This is a genomic window from Pandoraea communis (assembly GCF_902459745.1).
In the GTDB taxonomy this organism is placed as follows: Bacteria; Pseudomonadota; Gammaproteobacteria; order Burkholderiales; family Burkholderiaceae; genus Pandoraea; species Pandoraea communis.
This window is the reverse complement of record NZ_CABPSJ010000002.1, coordinates 492,002-514,344: the sequence shown is the minus strand read 5'-3', so window position 1 is coordinate 514,344 and position 22,343 is coordinate 492,002. Positions and strand designations below refer to the sequence as shown.

General features: G+C 63.9%; 18 protein-coding genes. 15 read left to right on the top strand and 3 right to left on the bottom strand.

Translation table 11 applies throughout. The features are described from left to right. Positions 1-6 precede the first annotated feature (6 nt). Positions 7-2,514 (bottom strand): cation:proton antiporter domain-containing protein, encoded by a 2,508-nt coding sequence (locus tag PCO31110_RS08805; protein ID WP_150690180.1) that lies wholly within the window; start codon positions 2,512-2,514, stop codon positions 7-9. Positions 2,515-2,688: 174 nt separating this feature from the next. On the opposite strand from PCO31110_RS08805, the gene trxA reads away from it, so the two are divergent. The 15 genes from trxA (at position 2,689) to PCO31110_RS08730 (ending at position 20,366) form a co-directional block, all read left to right on the top strand. After that, entirely contained in the window at positions 2,689-3,540 is an 852-nt protein-coding gene (gene trxA / locus PCO31110_RS08800; protein WP_150690413.1) for a thioredoxin, read from the top strand. A 46-nt stretch (positions 3,541-3,586) separates the two neighbouring features. Then, positions 3,587-3,964 carry a cupin domain-containing protein gene (locus tag PCO31110_RS08795; protein WP_010804289.1) on the top strand — a complete coding sequence of 126 codons (378 nt, stop codon included), beginning with the start codon at positions 3,587-3,589 and terminating at the stop codon, positions 3,962-3,964. Beyond that, on the top strand, positions 3,961-4,548 hold the full coding sequence (locus tag PCO31110_RS08790; RefSeq protein ID WP_010804288.1) for a P-loop nucleotide/nucleoside kinase family protein: 588 nt from the start codon (positions 3,961-3,963) through the stop codon (positions 4,546-4,548). Before PCO31110_RS08795 ends, PCO31110_RS08790 begins: the two co-directional genes overlap by 4 nt. 354 nt (positions 4,549-4,902) lie before the next feature. Continuing rightward, positions 4,903-5,808, top strand: a complete 906-nt coding sequence (locus tag PCO31110_RS08785) for an amino acid ABC transporter substrate-binding protein (protein WP_174979417.1) — start codon at positions 4,903-4,905, stop codon at positions 5,806-5,808. Positions 5,809-6,073: 265 nt separating this feature from the next. Then, positions 6,074-7,048 (top strand): amino acid ABC transporter substrate-binding protein, encoded by a 975-nt coding sequence (locus PCO31110_RS08780; RefSeq protein WP_010806574.1) that lies wholly within the window; start codon positions 6,074-6,076, stop codon positions 7,046-7,048. Positions 7,049-7,377: 329 nt separating this feature from the next. After that, a complete protein-coding gene (gene kdpF, locus PCO31110_RS08775) occupies positions 7,378-7,470 on the top strand; it encodes a K(+)-transporting ATPase subunit F (RefSeq protein ID WP_064675054.1) in 93 nt (30 codons plus the stop codon). Continuing rightward, positions 7,467-9,272 carry a potassium-transporting ATPase subunit KdpA gene (gene kdpA / locus PCO31110_RS08770; RefSeq protein WP_150690178.1) on the top strand — a complete coding sequence of 602 codons (1,806 nt, stop codon included), beginning with the start codon at positions 7,467-7,469 and terminating at the stop codon, positions 9,270-9,272. Before kdpF ends, kdpA begins: the two co-directional genes overlap by 4 nt. 28 nt (positions 9,273-9,300) lie before the next feature. Further along, on the top strand, positions 9,301-11,427 hold the full coding sequence (kdpB, locus tag PCO31110_RS08765; RefSeq protein WP_150690177.1) for a potassium-transporting ATPase subunit KdpB: 2,127 nt from the start codon (positions 9,301-9,303) through the stop codon (positions 11,425-11,427). 78 nt (positions 11,428-11,505) lie between these two features. Then, a complete protein-coding gene (gene kdpC, locus PCO31110_RS08760; protein ID WP_150690176.1) occupies positions 11,506-12,090 on the top strand; it encodes a potassium-transporting ATPase subunit KdpC in 585 nt (194 codons plus the stop codon). A gap of 182 nt (positions 12,091-12,272) precedes the next feature. Then, positions 12,273-15,116, top strand: a complete 2,844-nt coding sequence (locus tag PCO31110_RS08755; RefSeq protein WP_150690412.1) for a DUF4118 domain-containing protein — start codon at positions 12,273-12,275, stop codon at positions 15,114-15,116. Then, on the top strand, positions 15,109-15,819 hold the full coding sequence (kdpE, locus tag PCO31110_RS08750; RefSeq protein ID WP_010806579.1) for a two-component system response regulator KdpE: 711 nt from the start codon (positions 15,109-15,111) through the stop codon (positions 15,817-15,819). The genes PCO31110_RS08755 and kdpE overlap by 8 nt, the downstream gene beginning before the upstream one ends. 301 nt (positions 15,820-16,120) lie before the next feature. After that, positions 16,121-16,438, top strand: a complete 318-nt coding sequence (sugE, locus tag PCO31110_RS08745; protein ID WP_010806580.1) for a quaternary ammonium compound efflux SMR transporter SugE — start codon at positions 16,121-16,123, stop codon at positions 16,436-16,438. 268 nt (positions 16,439-16,706) lie between these two features. Further along, positions 16,707-17,282, top strand: coding sequence for a DUF4126 domain-containing protein (locus PCO31110_RS08740; RefSeq protein ID WP_036662784.1), 576 nt, complete (start codon positions 16,707-16,709; stop codon positions 17,280-17,282). A 7-nt stretch (positions 17,283-17,289) separates the two neighbouring features. Next, positions 17,290-19,839: an ABC transporter permease gene (locus tag PCO31110_RS08735; RefSeq protein WP_246189780.1), complete on the top strand. Its 2,550-nt coding sequence runs from the start codon at positions 17,290-17,292 to the stop codon at positions 19,837-19,839. A 128-nt stretch (positions 19,840-19,967) separates the two neighbouring features. After that, positions 19,968-20,366 (top strand): group II truncated hemoglobin, encoded by a 399-nt coding sequence (locus tag PCO31110_RS08730; protein ID WP_174979494.1) that lies wholly within the window; start codon positions 19,968-19,970, stop codon positions 20,364-20,366. A 151-nt stretch (positions 20,367-20,517) separates the two neighbouring features. On the opposite strand, the gene PCO31110_RS08725 is transcribed toward PCO31110_RS08730, so the two are convergent. Together PCO31110_RS08725 and PCO31110_RS08720 are read right to left on the bottom strand one after the other, a co-directional pair. After that, a complete protein-coding gene (locus PCO31110_RS08725) occupies positions 20,518-21,573 on the bottom strand; it encodes a hypothetical protein (RefSeq protein WP_150690174.1) in 1,056 nt (351 codons plus the stop codon). A 26-nt stretch (positions 21,574-21,599) separates the two neighbouring features. Continuing rightward, positions 21,600-22,037 (bottom strand): hypothetical protein, encoded by a 438-nt coding sequence (locus tag PCO31110_RS08720; RefSeq protein ID WP_150690173.1) that lies wholly within the window; start codon positions 22,035-22,037, stop codon positions 21,600-21,602. Positions 22,038-22,343: the final 306 nt, after the last annotated feature.

Sequence of the window (22,343 nt, the reverse complement as noted above, 5' to 3'; positions counted from 1 at the left end):
GACGTGTCACGCACTCAGCACAATGACCGAACAGCGGCGATCCTCCAGCAGCCGGTGCGAGATCGCCCCGAAGTTGAGGCGGTCGCCGAAACGCGGCTGCACGCCGAGTACGAGCAGATTGTGTTCGCCGTCATGGATCTGATGCAACACGGCTTCGTCGACCTCGCCCCCCGCGAGCAGGCGAGTGCTCAGCTTCACGCCATTACGTTCCGCCAGCGCGTGCAGGTTTTTCATCATCGCAGCTTCGGCGGCGTCCGGACGCAGTGCGCGCGCACGCCAGCGCTGGTGCGGCATGCCCGGCGCGACGCGCGCTGAGACGTGCAGGGCCGTGACGGGCGCGCTCGCTGCCCGCGCCAACGTGATGGCGAGCTCGGCCGCATGCCTCGAGTAATCGGTGCCCGAGACCGGTACGAGGATGTTTAGCGGCGCGTCGGGGTGACGGATATGGTCGCCATGCGCGAGCACAATGCCGATGGCGCCATCGAACGCCTTGGTGAGCGCAAGGACACCCGTGGGCAGGGGGAGCGGCGGGACGTCTGAATCCGATTCCTTGCCGGGCGCGTCGAAACCAGCGATGACGAAGTCGTAGCCCTTGGCGATTTCGTCAGAAATCCGGGTGGCTTCGTGGCTGCTGTCGGGGTGAGACGCCTCTTGTTCGTGCGCAGTGTACGATGGATCGCTCGCGCCGAAATCGCCTTCCTCTGCCACCTCGCTCACGCGTTTTTCGTCGCCACCCCTGGTCTTGCCTTCCTTGACAGGTCCGTGCGGTAGTTCGGGGGTCTTTGGCGGAGACTTGCCCGTGCGCTCGCGCATCACCAGTCGGGAAGCCTCGCGTGCGTGGTTCTGGCCCGCGTCGTTTTCGACACCCGGCGTGCCGGGCACACGCGCGACCGCCAGCGTGGCTGCCGCGAGGGCGATGTCGTAGGCATCGCGTCCCGCGCCTTCGTCGTCGGGGCCTTCATTGTTCTTGTCGTTATCACGGCTTTCGTGTTCCTTGCCCGGTTTGTGTTTTCCTGCGGCGGGGGCAGACGGCTGCGTGTTCTCCACCGTCTTGCTCACCTCGCGTGCCGTCTTTCCACCATCGGTGCTGGCAGGCGCAGGCGCCAGCACCGTCGTGAGCGTGCCGCGCACCCCCGCCGTCAATCCGGCGATCCAGGCGGCGAAGCGCCCGTTGGCGCTGCCGTCCACGACGGCCAGAATGCGTTCGACGTTCGGCAGGAAGTCCTTCTCTTCGGCGGCCTCCTTCTCCAGTCGTGCCTTTTCCTGTTCGGAGAGCGGAATGCGGACGAGCGCGCGTCGCAGCACCGGTGGCATGATGAGCGTAGTGACCAGCGCCATGATCACGATCATGGTGAATAGGTCCTCGCTGAGGACGCCGAGCGACAGCCCGATGCTTGCCACGATGATTTCGGTTGAGCCACGTGCGTTCATGCCGGTCGCAAGGGCCAGTGCTTCAGTCGAGGACATGCCGCCGAGGCGTCCGCCGATGAAGCAGCCGGAGAATTTGCCGATGCTGGCGATCAGGATCAGCCCGGCGACCAGTCCAAGCATGCGCCAGTCGAACAAGATCGTCAGATCGACCGACAGGCCCGCTACGCCGAAGAACACAGGGGCGAAGAGGGCGACAATGAGCCCGCGTAGTTGCGCTTCGATCTGATCGGTGAGAATGGACGACTGTCCGATCATGATGCCCGCCATGAAGGCGCCCAGCGCGGTATGCACGCCGAGTTTGTCGGTCGCGAGTGCGAGCACGAAGGTGATGACGAGAATCGCGCTGAGCACGGGCATCTCGCTCGTGAAGCGGTCGTTCGTCCAGCGCATCGCCACGGCAACCGCGCGTTTGCCCACGGTGAAGCACAGCACGACGAACAGCAACGTGCCGCCGAGACTAAACGACAGGTGTCCGAGATCGATCGAGCCGCTTGCGCCCAAACCGGCAATGGCGGCGATGATGATCCAGCCAGTGGTGTCGTCGAGAATGGCGGTTGCGAGAATGATCTGACCGATGTTGCGGCGCAGGTAGTTGACCTCGCGAATGACCATCGCCACGACTTTGACCGACGAAATGGAGAGCGCCGTACCGAGGAAGAGGGAGGTGACGAGCCTCGCCTCGGGGTGCGGCAGCAGGTTGTCGGGTAGATGCCAGCCGAGTGCGAACCCGCATGCGAAAGGGATCAGCATGCCGCCTGCGGAGGCGAAGACGGCCATTCGCTTCATGCGGCGAACGAGGCCGAGATCGGTTTCCAGCCCGGTGGATAGCAGAAGCAGCAGCACACCTAGCTCGGAGACCGCGTCGAGCATCCTTTTCTGGGCTTCCGAGTCGGGGAAGACGGCATGCTGCCAGGCGGGCATCAGCGTGCCGAAGACAGACGGGCCAAGCAGCACACCGGCGAGCAACTGGCCCATGACCGCCGGCTGCCGCAGGCGCTGCATCCCCTCGCCGAGCAGACGGCCGACGAGTACCAGCAGAAGGAGTTGGGTGAAGAAGATTGCTGTGCCGTGGCCTGAGTGCATGTGCCTCCCTGCCCGTCGTGGGACGGCGCGCACACGGGACGGGAACCCGGGGCGCTAACGCGCGTCTGTACCGATTTGCCCAGTTTTGCGATTACCATGCTTCAAGCTGGCGGCCATATTCGATGCGTGACGGCCGCTGTTGACGCAATTTACCATGCTCAATAAGAACCTATGATCGATACCAACCTCGCCAGTTTCGACGCCGACGTGCTGGCCGTCTCGCATCAGGTGCCTGTGCTGGCAGACTTCTGGGCGCCGTGGTGCGGCCCATGCAATATGCTCGGCCCACTGCTGGAGAAGCTGGAGACCGAAGGGCAGGGCCGCATTCGTCTGGTGAAGATCAATGCCGACGAGAACGCACAGCTTTGCGCGGAGTACGGTGTGCGCAGCCTGCCGACCGTGGTCGCGTTCGTCAATGGCGAGCCTGTCGACCAGTTTGTGGGGGCGTTGCCGGAGGGGCAGTTGCGCGCGTTCATCGATCGCGTTGTCCCGAATCCGGCGGAGATGGCTCGCCGGGTGGCACGCCAGGCTTTGCAGGAGGGCAAGCCGGAGGTCGCACGCGACGCGTTGCAGGCCGCCCTCGCGCTAGATCCCGCACATGACGACGTGCGTCTTGATCTGGCCGACGTGCTGCTTGGTATGGGCGACGTCGAGAGTGCACGCACCGAACTGACGTTGCTTTCCCCGCGCACAGCGGCCAGCGGCGACGTTCGCATCGCAGCCCTGAACACGCGTATCGCGGCGGCGGAGCAAGCGAGCCATTTGCCGCCTGCGCAGGCGTTGCTGGCGCGTGTGGCAGCAGCGCCGGATAACTTGCAGGCACGGCTCGACCTCGCGAATCGCTATCTGGCGGATCACGCCTACGAGCCCGCATTGCAGACGCTGCTGGAGATCGTTCAGCGCGACCGTGCGTTTGGCGACGACGCCGGCCGTAAATCGATGCTGGCCATTTTCGAGGCCTTATCCGAGACCGACCCGGCCACGGTCGCCGCATGGCGGCGCAAGCTGAGCGCGGCGCTTAACTGAGGCAAATTATCTGAGGCACATCCTTTTCAATACGGACTGTACGCTGATGACTGCTCCTTCTCTGATTACCTTCGCTCCCGATCAGGCGGGCGAAGCCGTCTTCGACCATCCTGCTGAAGCCCGCCGCGTGAGCGGTAATCCGCAACGCGTGACGCGTCCGTTCTACACCGACGCGCTGGGCGAGTTCGATTGTGGTGAATGGACGTGCGAGCCCGGCGCGTGGCGCATCGCCTTCGGCGCGCATCGTCAGGAGTATTTTTCGGTGATCGAGGGGCGTATTCGCATCAGCGACCTCGACGGTAACGCCTCGGAATTCGGGCCAGGCGATGCCTGTGTGATCCCGGCCGGTTTTGAAGGGGTGTTCGAAGTGGTGGAGCCGGTACGCAAGCATTTCGTGATGTTCGAGCGCAAGACGCAATCATGACGCGCCTCATTTTCTTCTGTGGTCACGCGGGGGCAGGCAAGACGACGCTCGCCAAACGGCTGATCCGCCCACTGATCGCCCGTAGCGGGGAAGCGTTCTGTCTGCTCGATAAAGATACGCTTTACGGTGCTTACAGCGCAGCGGTGATGGGCGCACTGACGGGCAATCCGAACGATCGCGACAGTCCTCTGTATTTGCAGACGCTGCGCGAACCGGAGTACGCCGGGCTGTTGGAAACGGCGCGAGAGAATCTGCGCCTCGGCGTGAACGTGCTTGTGGTGGGACCGTTTTCCCGTGAGTTGCGTGAAGGGTTGCTCTTCGACCGCGCGTGGCTCGATATCGATGACGATGTCGGGGTGCATGTCGTTTGGGTGGATCTCGACGAGGCTCACGCGAAGGCGCGCATCGAGAGCCGGGGGAATCCGAACGACGCTTATAAGCTCGCGCATTGGGACGCGTACCGCGTACGTCGGATTTTGCCGCCCGCAGCCGCGTTCCCCGGCTTGATTCGTTTCGACAACACCGCCCCGACGCTGGACGACGACGAGCAGTTGCTGCAAACGCTGCTGGCGCAGACACGCTGATCGTTGAAATTTGTTCCAAGGGAAAAGTCTTAAAACGCGTTTTGCGGGGGGAGGGCGCGGCGCGTGCGTTGCTAAGGTAGGGGCACTTTCCTCCCTGTGCCCACGCCGATCATGTCCCTGCCTCTTTGCCCGTTGTCTTCGCCTGCGGCCAGTGTCGTGGGCTTCTGTAGAAAATTCCTTCATGTTGCCCTGAGGTCGGTGGCCGGGTTGGCGGTCGTCGTCCCGGTCATGGCGCACGCCGGAGGGCCGCCGGTGCCGGGGTTGCCCCGGATCAACACTGTCGCGCTCCCGCTATCGGCAGCGGATTCGCCAGCATCACGCGATAGTGCCGTCACGCAAACGGTGGCGTCGGACGTGGCCCCAACGCTGGCGCGCATTCGCGAGCGTGGACGCATCGTGCTCGGCTACCGGCAGACCGCCGTCCCTTTTTCGTATGTCGACGCAAAGGATCGACCGATGGGGCTGGCATGGGCGCTCTGTCAGCGCATCGTCCCCGCGCTGCAGCGCGAGCTGGCAATGCCGGACCTGCGCGTTACGCCCGTGCGAGTGATCGAGCAGATGCGCGGGCCGATGATCAAGAGCGATGCCATCGACATCGATTGCGCCCCGTCGACGGTCACCGCAACACGTGAGCGGCAGGTGGCTTTCAGCCTTCCGTACTACGCGGCCAACGTTCGCCTCATGGTCCGGCAAGGCGCAGGGATCAACTCCATCGACGACCTTCGCGGGCTTCGGCTCGCCGTTGTGCAAGGAACGACGGCCGAGCGGCTCGTACGCGCCCAGCACGTCCGCACAGGCTTCCAACTCCTCTTGGCACGCGACTATGCCGACGCGTTCCGCATGCTGCGCGAACATCGTGCTCAAGCCCTCGCGCTCGACGACGTGCTTCTCGAAGGCCTGCGCGCTACTAGCAAATCGCCGGATCTGTTTCAAATCGTCGGGCCGCCGCTGTCGAACCAACCCGAGTATTACGCGCTGGTTCTGCCTAAGGATGACCCGGTTTTCAAGGCGCGCGTGGACGCCGCGCTCGCCACGCTGTTCCGCAACGGCGATATGGCCAAGCTCCAACGCGAGTGGTTTCAGACCGCCGTACCACCCTTTGGGCACAGCCTGAATGTCCAACCGTCCGCCGAGGTGCTCGCAGTCTGGAACGCCGGGGCCCGCTTTGGTACCCCCTCCGGCGAGGGGCTCGATACCAGCCCCAACGCTAACCTCACAGGACACGGCGCTTTGACCACCCCCTATCCCCCCGGGAGCTAGGCCGCTGTTCACATTCGACTCACCCCCCCCCGAACTTGCTCACCACACGTCATCGCCCCCCAACGACGGATCGGGGCCCCTTTCCGCCTCTCAGACATAAACCCAACTCGCTGCAGAAAGGGGCCCCAATCCGTCTCTCCCGATTCCCTCCGTTTCTTGTCCTTTCTCTCTCGCTTTTTCATAAGCTAATGACTAAGGTTTCTTTGCCCTCCATCCACCATGTCTGTAAATTCCTATCGTGCTGATAATTTGATAGGAATTTGCTGTGAACGGTTTCAAGGAAGTCAACTGGAAAGGCGTCGCCAAACGCGCCGCATTGGGCCTCACCGTCTGGCTCGCCGCCCAAGCCGCCGTCTCCACGGCTATCGCTGCAACCACCAAAGCTGACGCCCCGGTTGTCGCACTGCCTTCCGTGAACGGTGACCTCACCGGTACCCTCAAGAAGATCCACGACACAGGCCTTATTACCCTCGGCTACCGCGAAGCCGCCATTCCGTTCGCCTATGTCAACGATAAGGGCAAGCCCGTCGGCTATACGATGGATCTCTGCTACGCCGTTGTCGATGCAGTGAAGACGGCCCTCAATATGCCCAATCTTCGCGTGCGTGAAATGTCCGTCACCCCCCAGAACCGCATTCCCCTCGTGAAGAACGGTACGGTGGACCTGGACTGCGCGCCCAATACGATCACACCGGAACGCGCCGAACAGGTCGGCTTCAGTCATCCTTACTATGTTTCAGAGGTTCGCCTGCTGGTGAACAAGAAGGACAACATCCGGGGACTGGATGACCTCAAGGGCCAAAATCTCGTGGCGTCGGCCGGCTCCACCGGTGAACGCCTGGCCCGTCTTCAAGCCGAGAAGGGCGGCTTCCGCGTGATCCCCGCCCGCGATCACGGCGAATCGATGATGACCCTCGAAACCGGTCGCGCCAAAGCCTTCGCGCTCGACGACGTGCTGCTTGCCGGCCTGCGGGCAACCGCGCGCGAACCGGGCGACTTTGCCATTGTTGGAGCGCCCCTGGAAACGGAACTCAATGCCCTGATGCTGCGTCGCGATGATTCGCAATTCAAACGTTTTGTCGACACGACGCTCGCACATGTGTTCAGTTCCGGCGAGATTCGCCGCATTCAGCGCAAGTGGTTCCAACAACCCATCCCCCCGCGTAACGTCAACCTGAACCTCGAACCGAGCAAGGAAGTGATCGAGGTCTGGCATAAGGGGTCCCAAGTGACCGAGTGACGCGCCCCTGAGGCGCGGGCGGCATGAGATGTCCGCCGCGTCCGCCCCCACTGCCGGCCCCAAGCCCGCCTATATTGATATGGGCGGGCTTTTTTTGTTTACACGTTGTTTACACGCCCTTTACCCCTTTTGTCCCCGTCTTTACGCGTCGATCCGTATCTTTCACTGCACGGCTGGCATGCGCATGCGAGGGCGCGTCGCGTCCGTGGCACGCCGGCCGCCACACGATAGGGAGTTGTCATGGACTGGTTATATCTCGGCGTCATCGCGGTGTTCGCTGCCACGACCGTCGGCTTTGTCGCGTTCTGCGCGTCGGTAGGGGGGCAGCAATGACAGCCATGTACTGGCTGAGCGGCGGACTCACGCTCGCGCTGCTCGTTTATCTCGTCTACGCGCTGTTCAAGCCGGAGGACTTAGCATGACACTCAACGCCTGGATCCAGCTCGGCATCTTCCTCGTCGTGCTGCTGGTGCTGGCGCGCCCGCTCGGTCGTTTCATGGCCGACGTACTCGCCGGCGAATCTCGCGTGAACCGCTGGTTCGCGCCGCTGGAACGCGGGCTGTACCGCCTTTGCGGTATCGATCCCGAAAAGGAAATGCACTGGCGCGCCTACGCGCTTGCACTGATCGGCTTCAATGCCCTCGGCGCGTTAGCGGTCTACGCGCTGCAACGCTGGCAAGTCTGGCTGCCGCTCAACCCCCAAGGGTTCGGGGCCGTCTCGCCCGATTCGTCGATGAACACGGCCGTGAGTTTCGTGGCAAACACGAACTGGCAAGGCTACTCCGGCGAATCGACCATGAGTTATCTGACGCAGATGCTCGGTCTGGCCGTCCAGAACTTCATGTCGGCCGCCACGGGTATCGCCGTGGTCATCGCACTCATTCGTGGCTTCGCTCGCCACACAGCACAGACGATCGGCAATTTCTGGGTCGATATGACTCGCATCACGCTCTACATTCTGGTGCCGCTGTCGGTGGTTATCGCCGCCGCTTTCATGAGCCAGGGCGTGATCCAGAATTTCGACGCCTATAAGGACGTGGCCACGCTGCAGGCCACGCACTACGACAACCCGGTGCTCGGCCCAGACGGTCAGCCGAAGGTCGACGCTGCAGGCAAGCCGGTGACAACGCCCGCCGTGACGCAGACGCAAACGCTGCCGATGGGGCCGGTCGCCTCGCAGGAAGCGATCAAGATGCTCGGCACGAACGGTGGCGGCTTCTTCAACGCGAACTCGGCTCACCCGTATGAGAACCCGACGCCACTGTCGAATTTCCTGCAGATCCTCGCGATCTTCCTGATCCCGGCGGCGCTGTGCACTACGTTTGGACGCATGGTCGGCGATCGTCGTCAGGGCCTCGCGATTCTCGCCGCCATGACGATTGCTTTCTCGATTGCAGCGGTCGCTACGGTGTCTGCCGAGCAAGCCGGCAATCCGGTTTTGACAACGCTCGGTGTCGACCAGCAAGTGAGCGCCACGCAGGCCGGCGGCAATATGGAAGGCAAGGAGACACGCTTCGGTATCGTCGCGTCGGGCATTTTTGCGACGGTAACGACGGCCGCGTCGTGCGGTGCCGTCAACGCCATGCACGACTCGCTCACGCCGCTGGGCGGCATGGTGCCGATGTTGCTGATGCAGTTGGGTGAGGTGGTGTTCGGTGGGGTCGGCTCGGGTCTGTACGGCATGCTCGTCTTCGCGATGCTCGCGGTGTTCGTGGCCGGGTTGATGATCGGCCGCACGCCGGAATACCTCGGCAAGAAGATCGAGGCGTTCGAGATGAAGATGGTCGCCGTCGCCGTGCTCATGACGCCGTTGCTCGTGCTGTGCGGTACCGCGCTAGCGGTGCTCGTCGCGGCGGGGCAGGCAGGTGTTGCAAACCCCGGCACACACGGCTTCTCGGAAATCCTCTATGCCTATAGCTCGGCAGCGAACAACAACGGCAGCGCATTTGCCGGTCTGTCGGCCAACACGCCGTTCTACAACAGCACGCTGGCGATCGCGATGTGGTTCGGCCGCTTCTGGGTGATCGTGCCGGTGCTGGCGATCGCCGGTGCACTCGCACGCAAGAAGCGCATTGCCGCCACGTCGGGCACGTTGCCCACGCATGGCCCGCTGTTTGTCGTGCTGCTGCTCGGCACGGTGCTGCTGGTGGGCGCGCTCACCTACATCCCGGCACTTGCACTCGGTCCCGTCGCCGAACATCTGGCGATGATCGGTGCGCATTGAATAATGAAGTGAGGCATTCGAGGCACTCATGAATCAAACCTCAGGAAATACTGTCACCCGGCCGGCAGGCGAAGGGCACGCATCGGCCACCAAGTCGATGTTCGACCCCGCCATCGTGAAGCCGGCCATCGTCGACTCGTTCCGCAAGCTGCACCCGATCACCCAGGCCAAGAATCCGGTGATGTTCGTGGTGTATGTCGGCAGCCTGCTCACGACCGTGCTCTTCGGCATGGCCGTCGCAGGTCACGCCGAGGCGAGCGCGCCGTTCATCCTCGCGATCACGCTCTGGCTGTGGTTCACGGTGCTGTTCGCGAACTTCGCAGAAGCGCTGGCGGAAGGCCGCAGCAAAGCGCAGGCCGCGTCGCTGCGTCAGGCAAAGAAGAACGTGCCGGCCAAGCAACTGCGCGCCGCCCGTCGTGACGCGGAATGTCTGGTGATCGATAGCGCCAGCCTGCGTCGCGGTGACTTCGTACTGGTCGAAGCCGGCGACGTGATTCCGGCCGACGGCGATGTGGTGGAGGGCGTGGCATCGGTCGACGAATCGGCCATCACGGGGGAGTCTGCCCCGGTGATCCGCGAGTCGGGCGGTGATTTCTCGGCCGTGACCGGTGGCACGCGGGTGCTCTCGGACTGGATCGTCATGAAGGTGACGGTCAATCCGGGTGAAGCGTTCCTCGATCGTATGATCGCGATGGTCGAAGGCGCGAAGCGTCAGAAGACGCCGAACGAAATCGCCCTCACGATCCTGCTCGTCGCGCTCACGCTGGTGCTGCTGCTCGCCACCGCTACGCTGCTGCCGTATTCGATCTACAGCGTGTTCGTCATGCAGGCGGGGCGTCCGGTCACGATTACGGTGCTCGTCGCGCTGCTGGTGTGTCTGATTCCGACGACCATCGGCGGGCTGCTCTCTGCCATCGGTGTGGCAGGGATGAGCCGGATGATGCAGGCGAATGTGATCGCCACGTCGGGCCGCGCCGTGGAAGCGGCCGGCGACGTCGACGTGCTGCTGCTCGACAAGACCGGCACGATCACGCTGGGCAACCGTCAGGCGTCGCAGTTCGTGCCCGCACCGGGTGTGGATGAGCGCGCGCTGGCCGATGCTGCGCAACTCGCGTCGCTGGCCGACGAAACGCCGGAAGGCCGCAGCATCGCGGTGCTCGCCAAGCAACGCTTCAATTTGCGCGAGCGCGAAATGAGCGGTCTGCACGCTATCTTTATCCCGTTCACCGCGCAAACGCGTATGAGCGGTGTGGATCTGGTCGACAAGCAGATTCGCAAGGGCGCGGCCGACGCGGTCAAGCGTTATGTGGAATCGGCCGGTGGCCTGTGGCCGGTCGCGCTGGCCACTTCGGTGGACGAGATCGCACGCCGCGGCAGCACGCCGCTGGTGGTAGCCGAGCAAGACGCGCAAGGCACTCGCGCGTTGGGTGTGATCGAGTTGAAGGACGTGGTCAAGGGCGGTATTAAGGAGCGATTCGCCGAGCTGCGCCAGATGGGCATCACGACGCTGATGGTCACGGGCGATAACCGCCTCACGGCTGCCGCCATCGCGGCCGAAGCCGGTGTTGACGATTTCCTCGCCGAAGCGACGCCGGAAGCCAAGCTTGCGACGATCCGCAAGTATCAGGCCGAAGGCAAGCTCGTGGCGATGACCGGCGACGGCACGAACGATGCCCCGGCGCTCGCGCAGGCCGACGTGGCCGTGGCGATGAACTCGGGCACGCAAGCCGCGAAAGAGGCCGGCAATATGGTCGACCTGGATTCGAACCCGACCAAGTTGATCGAGATCGTCGAGATCGGCAAGCAGATGCTGATGACGCGCGGCAGTCTCACCACGTTCTCGATCGCGAACGATGTGGCGAAGTATTTCGCGATCATTCCGGCCGCATTCGCCACCACGTACCCGCAACTCGACGCGCTCAACGTGATGCGTCTGGCGAGCCCGTCGTCGGCGATTCTGTCGGCGGTGATCTTCAACGCGCTGATCATCGTGGTGCTGATTCCGCTGGCGCTCAAGGGCGTGAAGTACCGCCCGCTCGGGGCCGCGACGCTACTGCGCCGTAACCTCGTGATTTACGGTCTGGGCGGGATTCTGGTGCCGTTCGTAGGTATCAAGGCCATCGACATGATCATCGCCGCGATGGGTTGGGCCTGATTACGGGCTTCCGGGCGCGTTTGCCCACAGGGGCCGCGCGTCCGGGCCTCATTGCTGAAACTCTAAGGAATAGACGTCATGAAATCCCTCTTGCGCCCGATGCTGAGCCTGTTCGTCGTGCTCTCGGTCATCACGGGGCTGGTGTATCCGCTGGTCGTGGCCGGCATCGGCCGGGCGGCGTTCTCGCGCGAAGCCACCGGTAGCCTGATCTACAAGGACGGCCGTGCCGTTGGCTCGTCGCTGATCGGCCAGAACTTCGACGAACCAAAGTACTTCTGGGGGCGTCTGTCGGCCACGGCGCCAATGCCCAATAGCGGCGCGGCTTCGGGCGGCTCTAATTTCGGCCCGCTCAATCCCGCCCTCGCCGACGCCGTGAAGGCCCGCATCGCCGCGCTGCGCGACGCCGACCCGAGCGCCACGCTGCCGGTGCCTGCCGATCTGGTGACGGCGTCCGCCAGCGGTCTCGATCCGCAAATCAGCCCGGCGGCCGCAGACTATCAGGTCGCTCGCGTGGCCAAGGCGCGTGGCCTCGCGCCCGATGCCGTGCGCTCGCTCGTGGCACGCTACACCGAAGGCCGCCAATGGGGCATTTTCGGAGAGGCACGGGTGAATGTTCTGAAGCTCAACCTCGCGCTGGACGGACTCGCACCCGGTAGCGTCTGAAAAGGGCATCCGCTGACGGGGTAGGCCGGTGAATCGCTGGTCTTGCCCGACGGCCTGCGGTAGATTGGCGGCACGCCCCGGCGCGTGCCGCTTTTTGCATCGCCGGGCGACCGGTGATTTGATTCTTGCCACGCCATATGGCGTGGCTCGCGCCTTCATAGTGGACTGATCCGATGGCTGGCATGGAACGCCCCGATCCCGACGAATTGCTCGACAAGCTGCAACGCGACGAAGCGCGCGGCCGGCGTGGCCGGCTGAAGATTTTCTTCGGTGCGTCTGCGGGGGTCGGCAAGACGTTTGCGATGTTGCAGGCGGCACGCAAGCTCAGCGACGAGGGCACCGACGTCGTCGTCGGTGTGCTGGAGACGCATGGCCGCGAAGAAACGGCGCGCTTGTTGGACGGGCTGGAAACCTTGCCGCAGAAGGCGGTCGAGTACCGTGGCCGTGTACTGCGGGAATTCGATCTCGACGGCATGCTTGCACGCAAACCGGCCGTGGCGCTAGTGGATGAACTGGCCCACGCGAATGTGCCGGGCGAGCGCCACATGAAGCGTTGGCAGGATGTGCAGGAGCTGCTCGATGCCGGCATCGACGTGTACACCACACTCAACGTGCAACATTTGGAGCGGTTCAACGACGTAGTCGGTCAGATCACCGGCATTCGCGTATGGGAGACGGTGCCCGATCGCATCTTCGATCTTGCCGACGAGGTGAAACTGGTCGATCTGCCGCCAGACGAACTGCTTGAGCGAATGCGTGAGGGCAAGGTGTACATGGCAGCGCAGGCCGAGCGCGCCGTGCGCAATTTTTTCCGCAAGGGCAACCTGATTGCCTTGCGCGAACTGGCGCTGCGCCGCACCGCCGATCGTGTCGACGCGCAGATGCGCGAATACCGCGCCGATCAGTCGATCAGTCAGGTCTGGCAGGCACGTGAGCGGCTGCTCGTCGCCGTTGGGCCGGGGCCGGAAGGTGTGGCGCTAGTGCGTTCGGCCGCGCGGCTGGCGGCAAGCCTGCGTGCCGACTGGCTGGCCGTGCACGTGGAAACCCCAGCGATGCTGCGGCAATCGCCGGCGCGTCGCGAAAGCACGTATGCAACGCTCAAGCTCGCGCAAGAACTCGGCGCGGAAACCCTCACGCTCGACGGCGCGCAAGCCGCTACCACGCTGCTGGCCTATGCGCAGATGCGCAATGTCTCGAAGCTGGTGGTCGGGGCAAGTGGCGCGCGGCGTTGGTGGACCGCGCGCACGCCGCTGCATGAGCAACTGTTGCGGCTCGCGCGTGGCGTCGATGTCGTACTGATCGGGCCAGCCGCTGGCGACTCGGCAGCAGACAAGCGCGTCGTGCGCGGAGACTGGCGCGACTGGTTCGAGACGGCGCCTGAGTTGGAACTGGTCGGCGGTCCGTGGCGTGCTTATGCGTGGGCCGTCGGTATCTGCGGCGGCGTGTCGCTCGTTGCGGCGGAACTCACGTCGTTCCTCGATCTGGCCAATATCGCGATGCTGTATCTGCTCGGCGTGATCGTCGCCGCCATGCGGCTGGGTCGCGGGCCGGGCGTACTCGCTTCGTTTCTGTCTGTGTTGGCGTTCGACTTTTTCTTCGTCCCGCCGAAGATGTCGTTGTCGGTGTCGGATACTCAGTATCTTCTGACGTTCGCCGTCATGCTGACCGTGGCGCTCGTCATCAGCCATCTGACAACAAGCCTGCGCTTTCAGGCGCGGCTGGCCACGTGGCGTGAGCGTCGTACGGGCGCGGTGTATGCCATGGCCCGCGAACTGGCGGCGGCGCTCACGACGCCACAGATCGTGGAGATCGGCTCGCGCCACGTGCGCGAAGTGTTTCAGGCGCGTGTGGCGCTATTGTTGCCGGACAGCCAGGGCAGCGTGCGTCAGCCGGTGGAGAACGCGCGGGCAGAGACCATGCCTGCCCATATCGACACCGACGTTGCACAGTGGGTCTACGACCGTCAGCAGGCCGCCGGGCAGGGCACGAACACGTTGCCGGCATCCGACGCCTACTATCTGCCGCTACGCGCCCCCATGCGCACGCGCGGCGTGCTGGTGGTTGCGCCGGAGCCGGACGGGGGCGGCACGATCGACACGCCGGAGCAGCAACGTCTGCTCGATACGTTCGCCGCACAAATCGCTCTGGCGCTAGAGCGCGTGCATTACGTCGAGATCGCGCAGGATGCACTGGTGACGATGGAGTCGGAGCGGCTGCGCAATTCCTTGCTCTCAGCGATCTCGCACGACCTGCGTACACCGCTCACATCCATTGTGGGTTTCGCGAGTATGCTCAGTCGCAATGCACAGACACCCGGCCCGCTGCGCACCGAACTCGTCGATGCCATTCACGAGGAAGCGCAGCGCATGACCGGTCTCGTGACCAATTTGCTCGACATGGCGAAGTTGCAAGCGGGCGGGGTGCAACTCAACCGTCAGTGGCAGATGCTCGAGGAGGTGGTCGGCACATCGCTGCGCGCCAGCCGCCGGGTGCTTGCCGGGCATGTGGTCACGACCCAACTGCCCGCCGACCTGCCGCTACTGCGCTTCGACGCCGTGCTGCTCGAACGACTATTCACCAACTTGCTGGAGAATGCGGCGAAGTACTCGCCCGCAGGTTCCCATATCGAAATTGCTGCGCGCGTGCACGGCGACGACGTTGAAGTGAGTGTGAGCGATGATGGTCCCGGCCTGCCTCCGGGCATGGAGGGCCGTATCTTCGAGAAGTTCATGCGAGGTGAGAAGGAGTCTGCCAAGCCCGGTATCGGACTCGGGCTTGCGATTTGCCGCGCCATTGTCGAGGCGCATGGCGGTAAAATTCATGCCACCAATGTGCCTGACGGTCACGGTGCCCGGTTCGTCTTTACGTTGCCGGTGGAGACGCCGCCGGTGGCCCCGGACGCGCCCGAAGGCGTCGGCGAGGACGAGTCGAATATGACCGAGATGAACGACGTGAGGCCCACGAAGGACGAAGGCTCGCCGTCGTCCCGCTCTCCGGACCCCAACGCGACAGAAGAACATGAGTGAACCCACCATCACCATCGTGGTGATTGAAGACGAACGACAGATTCGACGCTTTCTACGCACCTCCCTGGAGGCCGAAGGCATGGTCGTGCATGAGGCGGAAGCCGGACGGCAGGGCATGGTCGAGGCCGCCACACGCAAGCCCGATCTGCTCATCGTTGATCTGGGCCTGCCGGATATCGACGGCGTAGAGGTCATCCGGGAAGTGCGAAGCTGGACTGACATGCCGATCATCGTGCTGTCCGCCCGCAATGAGGAAGCCGAGAAGGTGGTGGCGCTCGACGTGGGTGCCGACGATTACCTGACCAAGCCGTTCGGGGTGTCGGAACTGCTCGCACGAATTCGCGCGCAATTGCGGCGGCACCATCGTGGCGGCAACTCGGAGACGCTCGATGAGGCGTTTTCGTTCGGCGATATCCATATCGATCTCGCAAGACGCAAGGTCACGCGTGCGGGCGAGCCTGTCCACCTCACGCCTATCGAATACCGGCTGCTGGTCACGCTGGTACGGCATGCGGGGCGCGTACTGACGCATCGGCAATTGCTCAAGGAAGTGTGGGGCCCTTCGCATGTAGAGAGCAACCACTACCTGCGCATCTATATGGGGCACCTGCGCCAGAAGCTGGAGGCCGATCCGGCTCAGCCTCAGCACATCCTGACCGAGACGGGCGTCGGTTACCGGCTTGAGGTCGAGGCGATCGGGTGACCAACTGACCGGCAACCGGATGATGCTCGCCCGCCAGTGCTTGGCGGCACGGTAACGCGCCACTCAATGCCCCTGTGATAGGTGAGGCCTACGGCGATAAGGCGCTGGCTTTGTTAAAATCGCGGTGTTCCGTCCGGCGTGTCTGGCGATCTCCCTTGCGGTGATGTGCCGAGCTGCGGTTACGCGACGTCGGCGCTGCGCCATTTCATTCGACATCCGATGGAACCCATTGCCAGGACGGCCTGGCAATCGGCTCGCTTTTCTTCCGGGGACGACCCCGATTTTTTCATCGGAGTCAGTCATGGCCTGGATCCTTCTCGTCTTTGCCGGTTTGCTCGAAGTGGCATGGGCCGTTGGCCTGAAGTACACGCAAGGTTTTTCGCGTCTTGTGCCATCGGTCTTCACGATTGCGGCTATGGTCGGCAGCGTCTGGCTGCTGGCGCTCGCCGTGCGTTCCCTGCCATTGGGTACCGCGTATGCCATTTGGACCGGCATCGGCGCCGTCGGCGCTTTCGTCCTGGGCATCGTGCTCTTCGGGGAGTCGGCGTCTGCGGCCCGCATCGCCAGCGTGACGTTGATTCTGGCGGGGCTCGTCGGGCTGAAGCTGACGGCAGCCTGAGGGCGCGCCCGGGCTGGCTCGGACCGAACCATATCCTCAACTTTCGGCACCAGTGGTGCGTTGCCGTAACGCGCGGCATAATGGCGCCGTAGCGGTCGAATTACCTTTCGGTGGCAGTCCGGCGGCAAGGGAGCGTCTCCGGTCTTCACCGGTCACTTCAGTCCGGATGGCGTGGCGGTAATGCGTCTTGCCGGTTGGCCGCTATCGCGTCGGTGGTCTGAGGCGCGTGATCGTGCGACGCCGTCATGTCGGCGGCAGCGAGGTCACCATGCTTGAATCGATTGCGTTGGGCGCAGGGCTGTCGTGGGGCAGCGGTCTGCGGTTGTACCTGACGGTGTTCTGCGCGGGACTGGCGGCGCGTCTGGGCTGGTTGCATCTGCCGCCGTCGCTGATGGTGCTGACGTCGACGTGGGTGATTGCCACGGCCGGTGTGCTGGCTGTCATCGAGTTCTTCGCCGACAAAATCCCTTTCGTCGATAGTGCCTGGGACGCGGTGCATACCTTCATCCGCATTCCTGCCGGGATCGTGCTGGGGGCGGCGGCGCTGGGACAGATGGACCCGACGGTCACGGTGCTGGCCGGTCTGACGGGCGGTGCGCTGGCGGGAACGGCGCATCTGGCCAAAGCGGGTAGCCGCGCGCTGATCAACACGTCGCCGGAACCTTTCTCCAATGTTGCGGCCTCAGCCGGCGAAGATATCTCCACGGTGGGCGGACTGGCGCTTGCGTTTTTCCTTCCCGCCGTTTTTCTCGTAATGTTGCTGGTCTTCGTCGTGCTGGCGTGGTGGTGGCTGCCCCGCGTCTGGCGCGGGTGGCGCTCGTTGCTGGCGCGGGTCAAAGGATAGAGGAACGATGGGGTTCACTGAGGTTGCCCGCCAGGCATGGCGGATGTTCCTGCGCGACTGGCGCGCGGGCGAGCTGCATCTGCTTCTCGTGGCGTTGTTGCTGGCGGTCGGCGCACTCTCCAGCGTAGGTTTTCTCTCGGATCGGATGCAGGGTGGGCTCGAGCGTGACGCGCGGCAGATGCTTGCCGCCGATCTCGTCGTTCGCAGCGACGCCCCGTTGTCATCCGAATTCACCCGTCAGGCGCAAGCCGACGGGCTGACGATGGCCGTCGTCGCCAATTTCCCCAGCATGGCCAGTGCCATTGCGCAAAGCGGACAGGTCGGCGCGAGCCGTCTATCGTCGCTCAAGGCCGTCAGTGACGGCTATCCCTTGCGCGGGCGCGTGCGTACCGCACCCGATGCGGGCGGCGGCACGCCGGATGCTCCCGCCGCCGGTATTCCCGCGCCGGGCACGGTCTGGGTCGATGCCGCATTGCTCGACGCCCTGCATGTCAAACCCGGCGAGTCCATTCGTGTGGGCAATCGGACATTGCGCATCGCGGCTGTCATTACGCGCGAGATGGATCGTGGCTATGGCTTCGGATCGCTGGCGCCGCGCGTCATGATGCGCTTCGACGAACTGCCGTCGACGGGCCTCGTGCAGTTCGGCAGCCGCATCACTTATCGCCTGTTGTTGGCGGGAACAGACGCTCAGGTTGGCAAGTTCGCGGCGTGGGCGCGTCCCGCGGCGGAACAGGCCCGTGGCGTGCATCTCGAATCGCTGGAAGAAGGGCAGCCGCAGGTGCGTCAGACGCTCGATCGCGCCGAACGATTCCTGTCGCTGGTCGCATTGCTCGCTGCCGTGCTGGCGGCGGTGGCCGTGGGCATCGCCTCGCGTCGTTACAGCGAGCGCCATCTCGACGCTTGTGCCGTGATGCGTTGTCTGGGACTTTCGCGCCGCGCCCTGCGCGGCATGGTGACGTTCGAATTCATCGGACTGGGTCTGATTGGCGGCGTATTGGGCGTCGCGCTTGGCTATGCGGCGCATTGGGCGCTGCTGGCGCAGTTGGGGGACGTGATACCGGCGGGGCTGCCCGCACCGACGTGGCGTCCGGCGCTTTTCGGCCTGACGAGTGCGCTGGTTATGCTGCTGGGATTCGCTTTGCCGCCGTTGCTCCCGCTGTCGGAGGTCGCACCGCTGCATGTGCTGCGTCGCGACGTGGTGGGAGGTGCCCGGCGGCAAGGATGGCTGGCGTATGGCGCGAGCGCGCTCGCCTTCGGCGCACTGTTGCTGTTCGCCGCACGAGACCTGCGCCTCGGCGCGATGGTGGCCGGTGGTTTCGTTGCCGGCGCAGTCGTGTTCGGCGTGCTCGCATGGCTTGCCATTCGCGTGCTGGCGGCCTTGGCACGGCGCCCAGGTGCCGCAGGCGGGGCGATGGGCGGTATCGGATGGCGCTATGCGGTGGCGGGCCTGCGCCGTCGTGGCCTCGGCAGTGCCTTGCAGGTGGTGGCGCTCGGGCTTGGCCTGATGGCGCTGCTGCTGCTTGCCGTCACGCGAAACGATCTGGTCGCGGGCTGGCGTCAGTCGAGTCCGCCGGATGCGCCGAACCGCTTCGTCATCGATATCCAGCCTGGACAGGATGCACCGGTGCTCTCGCAACTTCGCGCGGCGGGGCTGCCTGATGTACAACTCTCCCCGATGATTCGCGCGCGTCTGACTGCCGTCAACGGCAAACCCGTGACGGGCGAGCGCTACACGGAAGAGCGAGCGCGGCGTCTGGCCGAGCGCGAGTTCAACCTGTCGTACACAACCGGGTTGCCCGACGGAAATCGCGTGACGGCCGGGCAGTGGTACGGCGACGCGACGACGCCGCAGATTTCGATGGAAGAAGGCATCGCGAAGACGCTGGGTCTGAAGCTCGGCGATACGCTTCGCTTCGAAGTCACGGGGCAGACCATCGACGCGCCGATCACGAGCCTGCGCAAGCTGGACTGGGGCTCGATGCGCGTGAATTTCTTCGTGGTGATGCCGCCCGCCGCGCTGCGCGATTTCCCGATGACCTGGATCACCTCGTTCCATCTCGAGCCGAAGCAGCAGCGCGTGGCCGACGCGTTGGTGCGCGATTTTCCCAACGTGACGGTGATCGACACAGGCGCGTTGCTCGCACAGATCCAACAGATTCTGTCGCAAGTGATCGATGCGGTGCAGGCACTCTTTCTCTTCACGCTCGCCGCAGGCGTGCTGGTCTTGTACGCTGCGCTTGCCGGCACGCGCGACGAACGGATGCGCGAGAGCGGTATTCTGCGCGCGCTGGGGGCCTCGTCGCGGCAACTGCGCGACGTGCATCTGGCGGAGCTGGTAACGGTTGGCGCGCTGGCCGGACTGCTGGCCGCGCTGGGGGCCGGTGCACTCGGCTGGGCACTGGCGCGTTACGTCTTCGAGTTCGCGCTGAACTTCAATCCGTGGCTGCCGGTGCTGGGCGTTGGTGCCGGCGTGCTATGTGCGCTGGCCGGCGGATGGAGTGGCCTGCGCGCCGTGCTGCGCCAGTCGGCGCTGCGCACGCTGCGCGAAGTCTGACGCACGCGAGGGGCGCGGCATTGTGCCGCGCCCGGGCGGATGGCCGACGATGGCAGACGTTGTGGGCCTCGGGCACAATAGCGGTCATGACGACCGAAAACACCCCTCAAACCTCTCAGGCAGACGACATGCAGGATACGCCTGCGCAACCGACGGCCTTTTCCCTGCTCGGCGGCGAGGATCGCGTACGCGAGCTTGTCGACCGTTTCTACGATTTGATGGACCTGGAATCGGAGTTCGCCGGTATTCGCAGCATGCATCCGGAGGCGCTTGGCGGGTCGCGCGATAAGCTCTTCTGGTTCCTGTGCGGGTGGCTGGGCGGCCCTAACCACTACATCGAACGATTCGGGCATCCCATGCTGCGCGCTCGCCATCTGCCGTTCCCGATTGCGACGAGCGAGCGCGACCAATGGCTGCGCTGCATGGCGTGGGCCATGCAGGACATCGGCGTGGAAGCGTCGTTGCAGGAGCGGCTCATGCAGGCGTTTCATGGCACTGCCGATTGGATGCGTAACCGGGCCGGTTAATCGCACTGCCGTGTCAACCGACGGTTAGGTGAAGCCCTATGGGCGTGTGTCGGAAGGGCGGACTCGCCCTTCCTGCGCCGCACACGAGCGTCACGGCGTTGAGGGGGCATGCGTGAGCAGGGCGCTGAAACGCAATGCTCACGCGCGTGGCTTACGGTTGTGGACTCTCCGTTCGTGCCGGGGTCTCCGGCGCATCGTGAAACTCGTCGTCCGAAGCGTCCGAAACGTCCGAAACGTCCGAAACGTCCGAAACGTCCGAAACGTCCGAAACGTCCGAAACGTCCGAAACGTCGATGACGGCATCGAAGAATTCGTCATCGTCGCCAGAAGCCAGGGACGCGGTGTCCACGATATCCGCGTTATTGGATTGGACTGACGGCTGTGCTGCGTTTCCGTTCGGCACTCGCGGAACGACCGTGACGCCATCCAGTATGTAGTCCACGGTCGGTCGGGGCGCCATATGCACGTAGGCTTGATCGTCTTCCAGCACAACAAAGTTCACACCGGCCTCTGCCGCGACGATTCTATCCATTGACGCTCGCCTTTCACGACCGTCAACGATCGTTCCCAACACTCGGTTTTGCACGAAGTCGGCGGCCGTCGCCACACCGTCGGCGATCGCGGTGCTTGCATCTTCATTCGCAGCGTCTTTCAGCCATGTGGGCACGGATATGCCCAACGACTCGAGCAATGGCGCGGCACCGTTGTGCACGGCGCCGAACACCAGCGGACCGTTGGTGGCGGCCATGTTCAGCGCTCCACCGTATTCTTGCAGTGCGTTGCTACCCATCCAATGCCCTATCGTCTGGAAGACATTCGTATCACGAATGTCGGTGCCCGGGATGTCGGGCGAGTTGTTGAATTTCGTGACGGCAAGGATCAGGTTCGCAATCTGTACGGTGGCTGAAATGGCATGAAGCGGAATATCGACATACTCTTTCCAATCGTGGTCCATCGTGGCGACGGCAACACCCAGCGCCGTGGTCTTGGCGATGACGTTGACGACATGGCCGACGAGGGCAGCATTGCGCGCGCCGCGATGCGTTTGCACGGTGCTCTGAAACTCTTCCCAACGCCCCGCCATCAGATCCTTGGGCGCTTCCGGCATGGTGATTTGCACCTGGGCGTTTCCACCCGCGTTCGCGGTGTAGGAGACTTGAGGGACGTGAGTGGGCTGAATGGAGCGCGAGGTATTACCTATCGTCATGAGAATCTCCCGGAGATGAGTTGGCGTTAGATCGTGGCGAGAAATCGTTCGGCGTCGGCGCCGACGTCGGCATAGGCCGCGTTTTCCCGGGAGGTCTCGAGGGCGTGCAAGGCCAGGTCGCGCGCGAGCGCAGCGTCGCCCAGCTTCGCCAGGCACTGGGCGCAAATCAGCATGGGTTGGGGGGCGTCGGGCGTGAACATCGACACCGTGCCGAGCGGCGCGATGGCGAGCGCGTATTCTTCTCGCGCGAAGTGCGCGTAGCCGATCAGCTTGTTTACGCTGATGTCCAGCGGACGTTCCTTGAGGAGTGGATAGAGCCGATGGAGCGCCGCTTCATAATCGGCGGCGTTGTAAGCGTCGCGCGCTTCCTGATAGCGCAGGGTGGCAGTGTCGATGGGCGCTGAGCGCGCAGGCCCGGTGACGCCGCAGCGGGGGGGCTGGGGGGTGTATCGCGTGGAGTGCATGAGAGTGGCTTTCCGGTTTGCATCGTTTCGGATTGATGAGCACGCAGGGGGTGCTCGGACGAATGTTATGGTCGACGCCATAACCGTCTCTTTCGAATCGTGGACAACAATGTCGTCTGCCCTCTATGCGTCAACGTATTGGGAAAAACGGGGTGTCACGCGCCCCGCGTATGCCCAATTTGACGACGTTGGGCCAATGCTGTGAAACCTTTGCACGGTGGCGGCACCGGCGGTGTCCGCTACAACGAAGACATGCCCGTAAGCACGCAACGACCGTACCGGCGCTTCGGCGCCGGATTGTCTCTT